The following is a 14,972-nucleotide window of genomic DNA, read 5'->3' on the forward strand; positions in this document are numbered from 1 at the left end:
CGGGCAGATGCTATTTAAATAATAGCTTCTGGCGCTTACCAGATAAGCGCTAGAGCCCGATTTGGCTCAAACCCTTTTCGCCGCCTCTATCCCCTTACTTCAGCGCCCCAAACACCTTCTTCAGGATGGCGCTGCCCGCTGCCGCCGGGTTCTGGCGCAGTTGCTGCTCTTGCTCGCCGATCACCAGGAACAGCCCGTCCAGCGTCTTGCCAGTCACGTACTGCTCGATGGTCGCGTCTTCCTTCTTCACCAGGCCAAAACCCGCCGCCTTGCCCGCAAAGGCGTTGTACTGCTGGGCCAGGCCTACCTTCTTGGTGGCCTGGGTGACGACGGGCAGAAACTTCTGGCCCAGCGGGGCGCGGGTTTTTTCGGAAAAGAACTGCGTGACCGACGTGTCGCCGCCCGCCAGGATGTTTTTGGCATCGGTCACCGTCATGCTGCGCACGGCGCCGACCAGCAGGTCCTTGCCCATGGGCACGGCGGCTTCGGCGGCGCGGTTGATCGAGGTTTCCAGCTCTTCGATGCGCTGGCCCTGGCCAAATCGCTTCATCAGCTTGGCCGCGTCGTTGAGGTAACCCGGCAGCGGAATGCGCACCTTGGGGTTGTTCAAAAACCCGCCAGATTGGCCCAGCAAGCCCACAGCCGCCAGCGCGCCCTGCTCTAGCGCGGCCTTCACGCCGCTGCTGGCGTCGGCATTGCTGAGCTCACCCAGCGACAGGGCCTGCGCCCGCGTGGTGGCCAGGGCGATCAGTGCGGCAAAACTACAGGCCTGGAATTGGCGTCGTTGCATGGAGTGCTCCTTGAAGAAAAAACGGGAAACTCCCCCGAGTGTGCCGTGTGCGCCCGTGGTGTTGTGACGGGCCGCTGACCGGGCGCCACCCGCAGTGTGGCCGCGCCACCGATGTCCCCTCTTCCTGCCCCACGGCGCGACAAAATTGCTCTGTAATAAATAGCTAAGGGCGCTTGTTCCATAAGCGCTTGGGGCAGTTTTCATTGAAATTTCTTTTTTTCCAACGGCCTGCACCGCAAGCACTTTGTTTTTGATAGCTGCTTGCGCTTACTCCATAAGGGCTAGAGCCATTTTTGGCCTCAACTCAGCGGCTGTCACCATCCACGTAGTACCAGCGCCCGGCCTCGCGCACGAAGCGGCTGCATTCGTGCAGTCGCACGGCGCGCCCGGCCACACGGTAGCGGGCCACAAACTCGACCTCGGCGTGGTCGGCATCCAGCACGCGGTGGCTGCGCACCGCAAGGCCCAGCCAGTGCGCGCCGGGCTCGAACTCCAGCGTGGCCGGGCGCTGGCTGGCGTGCCAGGTGGCCAGCAAATAGTCGCGCCGTTGCAACACAAAAGCGCTATAGCGCGAGCGCATCAACCGCTCGGCGTCGGGCGCGGGCGTGGCATCGAAATCCTCCACATAACGCCCGCAGCAGTCGGCGTAGACCAGGGCTTTTTGCCGGGGCGACAAAGCGCCGCAGGGACAGGGAGAGGCGGACAAAAACTGGGGTGGGTGCGGGGTTTGGGGCATGGCAGACGGGCGGTGGAAGCAATCGGCGGGACAACCCTCTGATTATTGAATGCCGTCTGTGCAGCCCGGGGCCCCACGGACGCACCGAGATGAGCACATACAACCGCGCGCAAGTGTTCGCCTTGATCCAGACCATGCCACGCCGGTAGCCAAACCAAGGGAAAACCCCTAAAATGTAAAATTGAGTAACAACTGCACTACTGCAACCTGCGCAGGTGCTGTATTTTCAATCCTCCAAGGTGAAGTGGCTGACCCGCCTGCGGCGAGCGTCGTCGGATTGCCTTGCAGGTACCTACCCCCTCATCTGGAGTTGCCGTGTTTGATTTTTCTTCCTGGCGCGTGCGCACGCGCCTGACCGTTGGTTTTGGCGTGGTCTGTGTCTTGCTGGTGGTCTCTGTGCTCATGGGCCTGATGGCCATGGGTCGCATTGGCACCAACCTCCAGTCGGTGGTAAGCGACCACTTACCGCGCATCGTAGCGTCTGCCAACGTTTTAACGCAAACCGACGCCATCGCCATTGCGCTGCGCAACATGATGCTGAACCCCGACGCGGCCGACCGCGAGCGCCAGGTTCAGGTCATCTCCCAGTCCCGCCAGGAAATCACCAAGCAACTGGATGCTCTCAACAAAACGCTGACGGACCCCAAGGTCCATGCGCTGCTGCAGAAAGTGCAGGAACAACGGGCGCTCTACCTGGCCGGGCAGGAAGAATTGCTGGGCCTGATCAAGAGCGACCAGACAGACCAGAGCCGCGATTACCTCGCGAACAAGCTGCGCCCGGTACTTGCCAGCTACAAGACCGCCATTGGCACGCTGATGGAATACGAGAAGAACGCCATCGTGCAGGCCGGCACGGATGCACAGCAAACCGCCAACAGCGCACGCACCACCCTCATCGGTCTGGGCATTGCGGCCTTGCTGCTGGCAGCGGCCCTGGGCTGGCTCACCACGCGCAGCCTGGTGCGTGAGCTGGGCGGCGAGCCCCGCACTGCGGCCGACGTGGCCCGTGCCGTGGCCGGGGGCGACTTCACCCAGCCCATTGCCGTCAAAGACGGCGACACCACCAGCCTGATGGCCCAGCTTGCCGCCATGAAAGAAGGCCTTGCCCAAGTCGTCGCGCAGGTGCGGCGCAGCTCAGACAGCGTAGCCATGGCCAGCTCGGAGATCGCCCAGGGCAACCAGGACTTGTCGGCCCGCACCGAGAGCCAGGCTGGCCAGCGCACTGGAAGAAACCGCTGCCTCCATGGAGCAGCTGGGCGCCACCGTGCGCCAGAACGCCGAAAGTGCCAGCCAGGCCAACGCCTTGGCACGCAGCGCTTCGGACGTGGCCGTGCGCGGCGGCGAGGTTGTAGGCCAGGTGGTGCAGACCATGAAGGGCATCAACGAGAGCTCACAGCGCATTGCCGACATCATTGGCGTGATCGACGGCATTGCTTTTCAGACCAACATCCTGGCGCTGAACGCCGCCGTGGAAGCCGCGCGTGCCGGCGAGCAGGGCCGGGGTTTTGCCGTGGTGGCCAGCGAGGTGCGCAGCCTGGCCGGGCGCAGCGCCGAGGCCGCCAAAGAGATCAAGCAGCTCATCAGCGCCAGTGTGGAGCGCGTGGAGCAAGGCAGCGCCATGGCCGACCAGGCGGGCGAGACCATGACCGAGGTGGTGCAGAGCATTCGCCGCGTGACCGACCTGATGGGCGAGATCAACGCGGCCAGCTCCGAGCAGGCCAGCGGCGTGGCCCAGGTGGGCGAAGCCGTGACGCAGATGGACCAGGCCACGCAGCAAAATGCCGCGCTGGTTGAAGAGATGGCTGCCGCCGCAGGCAGCCTGAGCAGCCAGGCGCAAGAACTGGTGCAGGCCGTGGCGGTGTTCAAGCTCGATGCCAGCCAGAGCGGCGCCAGCGCTTACAGCACGCCCACAGCCCGCCCCGCACCCAACGCTGCCCCGGTGCGCATGCCCGCACCGGCACGCAAGCCCACGGCCTTCAAGGCAGCGCCCGCCAAACCGGCCGCACTGCGCGCCCCCAATCCGCCAAAATCCGTCAAGACCGCCAGTGCAGGCGCAGAGGACGACTGGGAATCGTTTTAAGGCACCGGTTGCAGCCCGGCCCTGCGCGGGCGGGCTGCATTGCATTGCCGCACTGAAAGCCGGGAACCTGCCGCGCCAGCAGCGCCCGCCGCAGACGCGTCAAAGGCCGAGGTTTTTTCGGCCGTGCCCGCACGGCGCGTCAACACCCCTGATCAAGGCGCAAAGCAAGGCCATGGCCCAACAGGCGATGGCGGGGCATTGACGGCACGGGTCCGGCGCGCTGTGGCGTGCAAGGCGGGCAGGGGCCATAGAGCCTCCGCCTCTCAGCCTTTCAGCCCAGCAGGGCGGGCAACTCGCTCATGTGGGCAATGACGCGCACCGCCCCGGCGGCAAGCAGGGCCTCGGGTGCGCCGTGCCCCACCAGCGAGGGGCTGAAGCCCACCACCGTGGCGCCGGCGGCCACCCCGGCGGCAACGCCCGTCACCGTGTCTTCCACCACCAGACAGCGCTGCGGCGGCACGCCCAGTGCGGCGGCAGCGGCCAGGTACACATCGGGCGCGGGCTTGGTGCGCGGCATTTCGTGGCCGCTGAACACGTTGGCACCAAAGTACGGCGCCAAGCCCACTTTCTGCAGCTGCATTTCAACCTTGTAGCGGTCGGCCCCCGAGGCGCAGGCAATGCGCCCGCCCAGGCGCGCATGCACGGCGCGCACGGCCTCAATGGCGCCTTCGATCGGCTGCAGCTCGGCCTCCAGCAGCGCGTTGCGGCGCGCGTAAAACGCGGCCATCCAGGCGTCGGTCAGCGGCTGGCCGGTGTGCGCCTCGATGCGCGCGGCCTCGCTGCGCACCGTCTTGCCAATGAAGATCCGCATGCACTCGTCAGGCGCCAGCGCCCAGCCGGCCTCGTTCAGCATGGCGCACAGCACGCCATTGGTGATGGCCTCGCTGTCCACCAGCACGCCGTCGCAGTCAAACAGAAGGGCTTCGTAGTTCATCAACTTATCAGGTGTTTTTGGCCTCTAGCGCTTATGCATCAAGCGCTATTAGCTATTATATTTATAGCATTCAAGCCAGCGCGCGCTGGATGATGATCTTCTGCACGTCGCTGGTGCCTTCGTAGATCTGGCACACGCGCACGTCGCGGTAGATGCGCTCCACCGGGAAGTCGTTCACCACGCCATAGCCGCCCAATGTCTGGATGGCGGCGCTGCACACGCGCTCGGCCATCTCGCTGGCAAACAGCTTGGCCATGGCGGCTTCCTTCAAGCAGGGGCGGCCCGCGTCGCGCAGCGCAGCGGCGTGCCAGATGAGCTGGCGCGCGGCCTCGATCTGCGTGGCGCAGTCGGCCAGGCGAAAGCCCACGGCCTGGTGGTTGAAGATGGGCTGGCCGAAGCTCTCGCGCTCTTTCGAGTACGCCAGCGCCGCATCAAACGCGCTGCGTGCCATGCCCACGCTTTGCGCGGCGATACCGATGCGGCCACCTTCGAGCGCGCCCAGCGCGATCTTGTAGCCCTCGCCCTCCGCGCCAATGAGGTTCTCGGCCGGGATGCGGCAGTGGTCGAAGTTGATCTGCGCCGTGTCGCTGCTGTGCTGGCCCAGCTTGTCCTCCAGGCGCGCGACCACGTAGCCGGGCGTATTCGTGGGCACCAGGAAGGCGCTCATGCCTTTCTTGCCCGCGCCCTTGTCGGTCACGGCAATCACGATGGCCACATGCCCGTTCTTGCCACTGGTGATGAACTGCTTGACGCCGTTGATGACGTACTCGTTGCCTTCTTTGACGGCCGTCGTGCGCAGGGCCGAAGCGTCGGAGCCCACATGCGGCTCGGTCAGGCAGAACGCGCCCAGCATCTCGCCGCGCGCCAGGGGCGTGAGCCAGTCGCGCTGCTGCTGCGCGTTGCCGTAGCGCATGAGGATGGCGTTGACCGGGCAGTTGGTCACGCTGATCGCGGTGCTGGTACCACCGTCGCCAGCGGCGATCTCCTCCAGCACCAGGGCCAGCGTCAGGTAGTCCAGGCCCGCACCGCCCAGCTCCTCGGGCACGCAGATGCCGTAAGCGCCCAGTGCGGCCAGGCCCTGGTGCGCCTCGCGTGGAAAGTGGTGTTCCTTGTCCCAGCGCGCGGCATTCGGCCACAGCTCCTGCTGGGCGAAGTCGCGCACGGCGTCGCGGATCATTTCCTGGTCTTGGGTCAGCAGCATCGTGTCTCCGTAGGGTTCAGTGGTTCTTGAAGTGGCGCGTTGCGCGGGCTTACCAGTGCGTGGCGCGCCGGCCGTCGTGGTGCAGCAGGCGCCCCTTGTCTTGGGGCGTGACCTGGGCCAGCACCGCGCGCATGCCCCGCACGCTGTCGGCCACGGTGAGCGGAGCGGCCTCGCCGCCCATGTCGGTCTGCACCCAGCCGGGGTCGATGGTGACGAGCGTCGCGGCTGGGTAATCGTGCTGCGCCGCTGCCACGGCCATGTTCAGCGCCGCCTTGCTGGTGCGGTACAGCCAGGCGTTGCTGTCCGGCACGCCGCCGATCAGCGACATGGACGAGGACACGAAGGCAAACACGCCGCCCGCGGCCTCCACCAGCGGCGCCACCTGCGGAATGACCTGCATGGAGCCCAGCACGTTGGTGTGCATGACGGCGTCGAAGTCCTCGCGCGTGGGCGGGGTGCGCGCACCGGGGCGGCGCATCACGCCTGCGACATACAACGCCAGGTCGGGCTTTTCGCCGTCCAGCATCCAGGCCAGTCCGCTTACGCTGGCGGGCTGGGCCACGTCCACGGTGAGGGCCTGCGCGCCCAGCGCCTGCACGCGCGCGCGGCCGGCTTCGTCACGCACCGTGGCCAGCACGCGCCAGCCGTCGGCCGCGTACTGGCGCACCAGCTCCAGACCGATGCCGCGCGACGCTCCAATCACCAGGACTGTGGACATAAGTGATAAGCCAAATAGGCCGCCAGCGCTTATTCAGCAAGCGCTAACAGCTATTGAAAAAAGAGCGCCACTGCGTGTGCAGGGGCGCCCATGGCTGGAGGGTCAGACCAGTTCGATGGCCATGGCCGTGCCTTCGCCGCCGCCAATGCACAGCGTGGCCAGGCCCTTCTTCTTGCCATGGCGCTGCAGCGCGTGGATCAATGTAACGATGATGCGCGCGCCGCTGGCGCCGATGGGGTGGCCCAGAGCGCAAGCGCCGCCATGCACGTTGACCTTGTCGTGCGGCACGTTCAGCTCGGCCATCAGCGCCATGGGCACGACGGCGAAGGCCTCGTTCACTTCCCACAGGTCCACGTCCTCGACCTTCCAGCCGGCCTTCTTCAGGGCCTTCTGGGTTGCACCCACGGGGGCGGTGGTGAACCACTCGGGCGCTTGCGAATGCGTAGCGTGCGCCACGATCTTGGCCAGGGGCTTGCAGCCCAGTTGCTGGGCGGTGGACTGGCGCATCAGCACCAGGGCGGCGGCGCCGTCGTTGATGCTGGAGCTGGAGGCGGCGGTGATGGTGCCGTCCTTCTTGAACGCGGGCCTGAGGCCGGCGATCTTGTCCAGCTTGGCCTTGGCCGGGCCTTCGTCGATGCTCACCGTCACATCGCCCTTGCGGGTTTTGACCGTGACGGGTGTGATCTCGGTGGCGAAGGCGCCGCTTTGCGTCGCCTGCTGCGCGCGCTTGACGCTTTCGATGGCAAAGGCGTCCTGCTGCTCGCGCGTGAAGCTGTACTTGGCGGCGCAGTCCTCACCGAAGGTGCCCATGGAGCGGCCAGCCTCGTAGGCGTCTTCCAGGCCATCGAGCATCATGTGGTCGTACACCTTGTCATGGCCCATGCGGTAGCCGCCGCGCCCCTTCTTGAGCAGGTAGGGGGCGTTGGTCATGCTCTCCATACCGCCGGAGACCATCACATCGCGGCTGCCGGCGATCAGCTGGTCATGGGCCAAGATGGTGGCCTCCATGCCCGCGCCGCACATCTTGGACAGCGTCACCGCGCCGGTGCTCTGCGGCAACCCACCCTTGAAGCCCGCCTGGCGCGCAGGCGCCTGGCCCTGGCCGGCCATCAAACAGTTGCCGAACAGCACTTCGTCCACCTTCTCGGGGGCAATGCCGGCACGCTCGACGGCGGCCTTGATGGCGGCGCCGCCCAAGTCATGCGCCGCGAGGTCGGCAAAGTCGCTCATGAAAGCGCCCATGGGCGTGCGCGCGGCGCTGACGATGACGACGGGGTCGTGGTGTTGGCTCATGTGGAATCTCCTTGGGTTTGAAATGAGGAAGGGTTTGCGCAGCGAAAGCGCCGCGCACTGTCATAGGGAAACACGTCGTACACGTGGCCGGCCTGGATGCGTTCCTTGTGCGACTGCCAGAACTCCACGTCCAGCAGGTCGGCGTGGTGGCGCATGAACGCCTCGCGCACGGCGTCGTTACCCAGCAGGAACGGGCCGAAGGTCTCGGGGAACACATCGTGCGGCCCCACGGGCCACCAGACCTCGCCAGACACTTCGTCCTCCTCGCAACGCGGCGGCGGCACGCGGCGGAAGTTGCAGTCGGTGAGGTACTCAATCTCGTCGTAGTCGTAAAACACGACCTTGCCATTGCGGGTGATGCCGAAGTTCTTCCAGAGCATGTCCCCGGGGAAGATGTTGGCGGCGACCATGTCCTTGATGGCGTTGCCGTATTCGGTGACGGCATGCTCCAGCGCGCTGCGTGCCTCGGGCTTGTCCAGCCCGGTATCGAAGCATTCCTGCAGGTGGATGTTCAGCGGGATCATGCGCCGCTCGATGTACAGGTGCGCAATGATGACCTCCTGGCGGCCATCGCCGTCGCGGTCGCTGATCTCGATCTGGCTCGGCGCATGCCTGCGGATCTCCTCGATGAGTTCGTCGGAGAAACGCTCACGCGGGAAGGCGACCAGGCTGTACTCCAGCGTGTCGGCCATCCGCCCCACGCGGTCGTGCTGCTTGACCAGCAGGTACTTGCCCTGCACCTGTTCACGCGTGGTGTCCTTCGGTGCTGGGAACTGGTCCTTGATGAGCTTGAAGACGTAGGGAAAGCTCGGCAGGTCGAACACCAGCATCACCATGCCCTTGATGCCGGGGGCGATGCGGAATTTGTCGGTGGAATAACGCAGGTGGTGCAGGAAATCGCGGTAGAACAGCGTTTTGCCTTGCTTGGCCAAGCCCACCGCGGTGTAGAGCTCGGCACGGGGCTTGCGCGGCATGAGGCTGCGCAAGAACTGCACGTAGGCACTGGGGATCTCCATGTCCACCATGAAGTAGGCCCGCGCAAAGGAGAACAGCATCTGCAGGTCGTTCTCGCCGAACAGCACCGCGTCGATCAGCAGGCGACCATCCTCACCATGCAGGATGGGCAACGCAAACGGCAGTTCGTTGTAGCCGTTGATGACCTTGCCGACCAGGTACGCACCCTTGTTGCGAAAGAACAGGCTGGACAGCACCTGGACCTGAAAGTTGGTGCGCAGCTTGACCGCGCCCAGGCGCTGCTGCAGGGCCTGCACCACGTAGCCCGCATCGCGCGGCAGGTTCTCGAAGTCCCGCTGCAGCGCGCAGTGCTCGACGATGCGCACGACGGTTTCGTGCAGGTTGTCGCGCGACGGGTAGTAGGCGCGATAGGTGGGCCGCGCCCCTGGGTCGTCGCTTTCGATGTACTCCGTGCTCACCGCGGGTCGCACGAAGATGAAGTCGTTGTGGAAGTGCGTGCGGTGCAGGATCTTGGTGGTGACCGAATTGAAGAAGGTCTCGGCCAGCTCGGGCTGCAGGTGGTTCACCATGAGCCCGATGTAGTGCAGCTTGATCTGGTGCCACACCTCCATGGACTGGTCGCCCGCGTGGAACTCCTTGTCGAGGCGGCGCACGCACTCCTTGACGCGCAGATCGTAGAACTCGATGCGCTCGCGCTGGGCGCGTTGCTGGCCATGCCAGTCGGCGGTCTCGAAGCGGTGCTTGGCGCGCGCAGACTCGGCGCGAAACAGGCGGTAGTGGCGGTTGAAGCCATCCATCATCGCCTTGGCGATGTCGTAGGCCTGCGGGGCATCAAGTCGCTCGGGAAACATGACCGTGCCTGCAGAACCGCGCGCAGTGCGGTGCGCCCTATTGGCGCACGCGGCTGGCCACCAGGGCCACCGCCTGGCGGTGCGCCTCGCCGAGCCCCGCCACGTCAGGTACGGACATCTGCAGATTGGTGATCAAGCCGTTGTTCAGGCTGTAGCACCATCCGTGCAACTGCACCTTCTGACCACGCGCCCAGGCATCCTGCATCACCGTGGAGTGGGCGATGTTCATCACCTGCTCGATCGCGTTGAGTTCGCACAGCGCGTCGTGGCGCCACTGCACGTCCATGCCTTCAAGCAGGGCGGCGTGCTTGTCGCGCACGTCCTTCACATGGCGGATCCAGTTGTCCGCCAAACCAATGCGTGCGTCCTGCAGCGCCGCCAGTACGCCACCGCAGCCGTAGTGGCCCACGACCATCAGGTGCTCGACCTTGAGCTGGTCGACCGCGTACTGGATGGTCGACAGGCAGTTGAGGTCGGTGGGCACGACCACGTTGGCGATGTTGCGGTGGACGAACACCTCGCCCGGCTCCAACCCCGTGATCTGGTTGGCCGGTACGCGGCTGTCGGAGCAACCGATCCACATGTAGCGCGGTTTCTGCTGCGCCAACAAGCCGGTGAAGAAACCCGGCCGGTCACGCTCCATCCGTTCCGCCCACTCACGGTTGTGGGCAAACAGCTCGTCGATGGAGGCGGTGGTCATAAAGGCAATCCTTTATCTTCTTGCTGTGAATGAATGAGCGGCGTCGGCGCGGGCCATCAGCAGGTTTCGGCAAACAGCTCCCGGCCGATCAGCATGCGGCGGATCTCGCTGGTACCGGCGCCGATTTCGTAGAGTTTCGCATCCCGCCAAAGGCGACCGAGCGGATATTCGTTGATATAGCCGTTGCCGCCGTAGATCTGCACACCTTCGCCGGCCATCCAAGTGGCTTTCTCGGCGCACCAGAGGATGACGCTGGCGCAATCCTTGCGCACCCGGCGCACGTGGTCGGAACCCAGCATGTCCAGGTTCTTGGCCACCGTGTAGGCGAACGAGCGGCCCGCCTGCAGCACGGTGTACATGTCGGCCACCTTGCCCTGGATGAGCTGGAACTCGCCAATGCTCTGGCCGAACTGCTTGCGGTCGTGGATGTAGGGCACCACGTTGTCCATCACGCTCTGCATGATGCCCAGCGGCCCACCCGTCAGTACGGCGCGCTCGTAGTCCAGGCCGCTCATCAGCACTTTGGCACCGTTGTTCACGCCGCCCAGCACGTTCTCAGCCGGTACCTCGACGTTCTGGAACACCAGTTCCCCCGTATGACTGCCGCGCATGCCGAGTTTGTCGAGCTTCTGCGCAATGCTGAAGCCTTGCATGCCTTTTTCGATAAGGAAGGCAGTCACGCCGCGCGCACCCAGTTCAGGCTCGGTCTTGGCGTACACCACCAGCGTGTCGGCATCCGGACCATTGGTGATCCACATCTTGGAACCGTTGAGCAGGTAGTAGCCGCCCTTGTCCTCCGCACGCAGCTTCATGCTGATCACGTCGGAGCCGGCACCGGGCTCGCTCATGGCGAGGGCGCCAACGTGTTCCCCGCTGATCAGCTTGGGCAGGTATTTCTTACGCTGTGCTTCGTTGCCATTGCGGTTGATCTGGTTCACGCACAGGTTGCTGTGCGCACCGTAGCTCAAACCCACGGATGCGCTGGCGCGAGAAATCTCCTCCATGGCCACCATGTGCGCGAGGTAGCCCATGTCGGCACCACCGTATTGCTCCGGCACGGTAATACCCAGCACGCCCAGATCACCGAACTTGCGCCACAGGTCCATGGGAAACTGGTCGTTGCGGTCGATCTCGGCAGCGCGAGGCGCAATCTCGGCTTGCGCGAATTCGCGCACCGCGTCGCGCAGGGCGTCAATGTCTTCGCCCAACTGAAAGTTCAGGCCTGGCAACTGGGTGGCGGTGCTCATGGGTGTCTCCTCGGAAGATGATCTCTCACGGGTCGTTGGCTCGATATGTCCCCACTGCGATACGCCCAAGACGACGACGCTACAGGCCGGACAAAGCCAGGACGCGCAAATATGACGTTTACGTAAACGTCAATTATCCACGACTTTGGGCGTTGGGGCCTCAATTTTTTGAAGCAGTTCCTGAGCCTCGCGCTCATGCTCCCGCACCTCGTCCAGATTGGCTTGCAGATCCGTCATCTGGGACTCCAACTGCCTGCGATGCACCGCAAGAACCTCTAGGAACTTGCGCAGTTGCACCCCCGTGTCACGAGGGCTGTCGTAGAGGTCGATGATTTCTTTGGCTTCGGTGAGCGATAGACCCAGGCGCTTTGCCCGCAGTGTCAATTTGAGCCGCGTGCGATCGCGTGCGCTGTAAATCCGATTCCGTCCCCCGGGACCTGCCCGTTCCGGACGCAGCAAGCCCATGTCCTCGTAGAACCGCATGGCGCGAGTCGTGAGATCGAATTCTTTGGCAAGGTCACTGATGGTGTAGGTAGCCATGCATTGCAGACCGGGAGATCTGCTCCAATGTAGCGTATTAGTTGACGTGAACGTCAATGCTACAGCAGATACATCCTCGTCAACACACCAAGCGGCTGCAGATCTACAGGACAACTGGGAGTTGTTGAATGCTGTGCGCCAGTCGATGTTGAGACCGCTCAAGCCCAAAGCAAAACGCCCTCCCACTGTTTTAGTGGGAGGGCGGTTTGGGCTGTAAGAGCCTGACGATGACCTACTTTCACACGGGAACCCGCACTATCATCGGCGCGAAGTCGTTTCACTGTCCTGTTCGGGATGGGAAGGAGTGGGACCAACTTGCTATGGTCATCAGGCATAAAGGGTTGCTGAGCAGTGAGGACTGCACAGCGAATTCATAGAGTCTGTGAATCAGCGTGGATTTGATTGCGTACTTGGCATAACAGTCTTGAACTGCGATTGGCAGTCAAAGTTATAGGGTCAAGCCGCACGGGCAATTAGTACTGGTTAGCTTAATGCATTGCTGCACTTCCACACCCAGCCTATCAACGTCGTGGTCTACAACGACCCTTCAGGGGGCTCAAGGCCCCGGCAGATCTCATCTTGAAACGAGTTTCCCGCTTAGATGCTTTCAGCGGTTATCTCTTCCACACTTAGCTACTCGGCAATGCCACTGGCGTGACAACCGATACACCAGAGGTGTGTCCACTCCGGTCCTCTCGTACTAGGAGCAGGCTTCCTCAAATCTGCAGCGCCCACGGAAGATAGGGACCAAACTGTCTCACGACGTTTTAAACCCAGCTCACGTACCTCTTTAAATGGCGAACAGCCATACCCTTGGGACCGACTACAGCCCCAGGATGAGATGAGCCGACATCGAGGTGCCAAACACCGCCGTCGATATGAACTCTTGGGCGGTATCAGCCTGTTATCCCCAGAGTACCTTTTATCCGTTGAGCGATGGCCCTTCCATACAGAACCACCGGATCACTATGTCCTGCTTTCGCATCTGCTCGACTTGTCAGTCTCGCAGTTAAGCACGCTTATGCCATTGCACTATCGTCACGATGTCCGACCGTAACTAGCGTACCTTCGAACTCCTCCGTTACGCTTTGGGAGGAGACCGCCCCAGTCAAACTGCCTACCATGCACTGTCCCCGATCCAGCTAATGGACCTAGGTTAGAACCTCAAACGCACCAGGGTGGTATTTCAACGTTGGCTCCATGAGATCTAGCGACCTCACTTCAAAGCCTCCCACCTATCCTACACAGATCCGTTCAAAGTCCAATACAAAGCTACAGTAAAGGTTCATGGGGTCTTTCCGTCTTTCCGCGGGGAGATTGCATCATCACAAACATTTCAACTTCGCTGAGTCTCAGGAGGAGACAGTGTGGCCATCGTTACGCCATTCGTGCAGGTCGGAACTTACCCGACAAGGAATTTCGCTACCTTAGGACCGTTATAGTTACGGCCGCCGTTTACTGGGACTTCAATCAAGAGCTTGCACCCCATCATTTAATCTTCCAGCACCGGGCAGGCGTCACACCCTATACGTCCACTTTCGTGTTTGCAGAGTGCTGTGTTTTTATTAAACAGTCGCAGCCACCGATTTTTTGCAACCGCTTTGGGCTTCCTTTGTACAAGTTCACCTACTTGCGGCATACCTTCTCCCGAAGTTACGGTATCAATTTGCCGAGTTCCTTCTCCTGAGTTCTCTCAAGCGCCTTAGAATACTCATCTCGCGCACCAGTGTCGGTTTGCGGTACGGTCGTCAATAGCTGAAGCTTAGTGGCTTTTCCTGGAAGCAGGGTATCACTCACTTCGTCTGCAAGCAGACTCGTTATCACCCCTCATCTAAGCCCGGCGGATTTGCCTACCAGGCACGACTACAGGCTTGAACCAACATATCCAACAGTTGGCTGAGCTAACCTTCTCCGTCCCCACATCGCACTATTGATCGGTACAGGAATATTGACCTGTTTCCCATCAGCTACGCATCTCTGCCTCGCCTTAGGGGCCGACTCACCCTACGCCGATGAACGTTGCGTAGGAAACCTTGCGCTTACGGCGAGCGGGCTTTTCACCCGCTTTAACGCTACTCATGTCAGCATTCGCACTTCTGATACCTCCAGCATCCGTTACCAGACACCTTCACAGGCTTACAGAACGCTCTCCTACCACGTGCAATAAATTGCACATCCGCAGCTTCGGTAACTGGCTTAGCCCCGTTACATCTTCCGCGCAGGACGACTCGATCAGTGAGCTATTACGCTTTCTTTAAATGATGGCTGCTTCTAAGCCAACATCCTGACTGTTTTAGCCTTCCCACTTCGTTTCCCACTTAGCCAATTTTAGGGACCTTAGCTGGCGGTCTGGGTTGTTTCCCTCTTGAGTCCGGACGTTAGCACCCGGTGCTCTGTCTCCCAAGCTGTACTCTGCAGTATTCGGAGTTTGCCTTGGTTTGGTAAGTCGCCATGACCCCCTAGCCAAAACAGTGCTCTACCCCCGCAGGTAATACTTGAGGCACTACCTAAATAGTTTTCGGAGAGAACCAGCTATTTCCAAGTTTGTTTAGCCTTTCACCCCTATCCACAGCTCATCCGCTAGTTTTGCAACACTAGTCGGTTCGGACCTCCAGTACCTGTTACGGCACCTTCATCCTGGCCATGGATAGATCACTTGGTTTCGGGTCTACACCCAGCGACTGAACGCCCTGTTCGGACTCGATTTCTCTACGCCTCCCCTATTCGGTTAAGCTCGCCACTGAATGTAAGTCGCTGACCCATTATACAAAAGGTACGCCGTCACCCCTAAGGGCTCCGACTTTTTGTAAGCATGCGGTTTCAGGATCTATTTCACTCCCCTCCCGGGGTTCTTTTCGCCTTTCCCTCACGGTACTGGTTCACTATCGGTCGATGATGAGTATTTAG

Annotated in this window: 10 protein-coding genes, 2 rRNA genes and 1 pseudogene (1 of these 13 only partly in view); 1 reads left to right on the forward strand and 12 read right to left on the reverse strand. The window is 62.1% G+C overall.

What is annotated here, in order from left to right:
• Positions 1–94: 94 nt before the first annotated feature.
• Together PCQ86_RS17580 and PCQ86_RS17585 are read right to left on the reverse strand one after the other, a co-directional pair.
• Entirely contained in the window at positions 95–790 is a 696-nt protein-coding gene (locus PCQ86_RS17580) for a DUF4197 domain-containing protein (RefSeq protein WP_270174334.1), read from the reverse strand.
• 304 nt (positions 791–1,094) lie between these two features.
• Positions 1,095–1,526, reverse strand: coding sequence for a YchJ family protein (locus PCQ86_RS17585; protein WP_270174335.1), 432 nt, complete (start codon positions 1,524–1,526; stop codon positions 1,095–1,097).
• A 339-nt stretch (positions 1,527–1,865) separates the two neighbouring features.
• Here PCQ86_RS17585 and PCQ86_RS19885 point away from each other — a divergent pair.
• Positions 1,866–3,606, forward strand: a pseudogene (locus tag PCQ86_RS19885) (methyl-accepting chemotaxis protein).
• A gap of 271 nt (positions 3,607–3,877) precedes the next feature.
• Here PCQ86_RS19885 and PCQ86_RS17595 read toward each other — a convergent pair.
• The 10 genes from PCQ86_RS17595 to PCQ86_RS17640 all read right to left on the reverse strand — a co-directional run.
• Complete coding sequence (locus PCQ86_RS17595; RefSeq protein ID WP_011806863.1) at positions 3,878–4,540, reverse strand: HAD family hydrolase; 663 nt, start codon at positions 4,538–4,540, stop codon at positions 3,878–3,880.
• Positions 4,541–4,610: 70 nt separating this feature from the next.
• On the reverse strand, positions 4,611–5,741 hold the full coding sequence (locus PCQ86_RS17600) for an acyl-CoA dehydrogenase family protein (protein WP_011806864.1): 1,131 nt from the start codon (positions 5,739–5,741) through the stop codon (positions 4,611–4,613).
• A 49-nt stretch (positions 5,742–5,790) separates the two neighbouring features.
• The gene (locus tag PCQ86_RS17605; RefSeq protein WP_270174336.1) at positions 5,791–6,459 is read right to left on the reverse strand and encodes an SDR family oxidoreductase; all 669 of its coding nucleotides are present in this window, start codon (positions 6,457–6,459) and stop codon (positions 5,791–5,793) included.
• Positions 6,460–6,561: 102 nt separating this feature from the next.
• Positions 6,562–7,752, reverse strand: a complete 1,191-nt coding sequence (locus PCQ86_RS17610; protein WP_047350685.1) for an acetyl-CoA C-acyltransferase — start codon at positions 7,750–7,752, stop codon at positions 6,562–6,564.
• Positions 7,749–9,578: a bifunctional isocitrate dehydrogenase kinase/phosphatase gene (gene aceK / locus PCQ86_RS17615; protein ID WP_270174337.1), complete on the reverse strand. Its 1,830-nt coding sequence runs from the start codon at positions 9,576–9,578 to the stop codon at positions 7,749–7,751. The genes PCQ86_RS17610 and aceK overlap by 4 nt, the downstream gene beginning before the upstream one ends.
• A gap of 37 nt (positions 9,579–9,615) precedes the next feature.
• On the reverse strand, positions 9,616–10,278 hold the full coding sequence (can, locus tag PCQ86_RS17620; RefSeq protein WP_015914330.1) for a carbonate dehydratase: 663 nt from the start codon (positions 10,276–10,278) through the stop codon (positions 9,616–9,618).
• A gap of 56 nt (positions 10,279–10,334) precedes the next feature.
• Complete coding sequence (locus tag PCQ86_RS17625) at positions 10,335–11,525, reverse strand: isovaleryl-CoA dehydrogenase (RefSeq protein ID WP_220638033.1); 1,191 nt, start codon at positions 11,523–11,525, stop codon at positions 10,335–10,337.
• A gap of 129 nt (positions 11,526–11,654) precedes the next feature.
• Positions 11,655–12,065 (reverse strand): MerR family transcriptional regulator, encoded by a 411-nt coding sequence (locus tag PCQ86_RS17630; RefSeq protein WP_011806870.1) that lies wholly within the window; start codon positions 12,063–12,065, stop codon positions 11,655–11,657.
• 219 nt (positions 12,066–12,284) lie between these two features.
• A 5S ribosomal RNA gene (gene rrf, locus PCQ86_RS17635) occupies positions 12,285–12,397 on the reverse strand.
• A 120-nt stretch (positions 12,398–12,517) separates the two neighbouring features.
• A 23S ribosomal RNA gene (locus PCQ86_RS17640) occupies positions 12,518–14,972 on the reverse strand (it continues 421 nt past the right edge of the window).

The sequence above is a fragment of the Diaphorobacter sp. ED-3 genome (genome assembly GCF_027625375.1).
In the GTDB taxonomy this organism is placed as follows: domain Bacteria; phylum Pseudomonadota; class Gammaproteobacteria; order Burkholderiales; family Burkholderiaceae_C; genus Diaphorobacter; species Diaphorobacter nitroreducens.

Bases quoted from the DNA above. Each gene is read 5' to 3' on its own strand.
- PCQ86_RS17580 (WP_270174334.1), bottom strand. From the start codon at position 790: ATGCAACGACGCCAATTCCAGGCCTGTAGTTTTGCCGCACTGATCGCC.
- PCQ86_RS17585 (WP_270174335.1), bottom strand. From the start codon at position 1,526: ATGCCCCAAACCCCGCACCCACCCCAGTTTTTGTCCGCCTCTCCCTGT.
- PCQ86_RS17595 (WP_011806863.1), bottom strand. From the start codon at position 4,540: ATGAACTACGAAGCCCTTCTGTTTGACTGCGACGGCGTGCTGGTGGAC.
- PCQ86_RS17600 (WP_011806864.1), bottom strand. From the start codon at position 5,741: ATGCTGCTGACCCAAGACCAGGAAATGATCCGCGACGCCGTGCGCGAC.
- PCQ86_RS17605 (WP_270174336.1), bottom strand. From the start codon at position 6,459: ATGTCCACAGTCCTGGTGATTGGAGCGTCGCGCGGCATCGGTCTGGAG.
- PCQ86_RS17610 (WP_047350685.1), bottom strand. From the start codon at position 7,752: ATGAGCCAACACCACGACCCCGTCGTCATCGTCAGCGCCGCGCGCACG.
- aceK (WP_270174337.1), bottom strand. From the start codon at position 9,578: ATGTTTCCCGAGCGACTTGATGCCCCGCAGGCCTACGACATCGCCAAG.
- can (WP_015914330.1), bottom strand. From the start codon at position 10,278: ATGACCACCGCCTCCATCGACGAGCTGTTTGCCCACAACCGTGAGTGG.
- PCQ86_RS17625 (WP_220638033.1), bottom strand. From the start codon at position 11,525: ATGAGCACCGCCACCCAGTTGCCAGGCCTGAACTTTCAGTTGGGCGAA.
- PCQ86_RS17630 (WP_011806870.1), bottom strand. From the start codon at position 12,065: ATGGCTACCTACACCATCAGTGACCTTGCCAAAGAATTCGATCTCACG.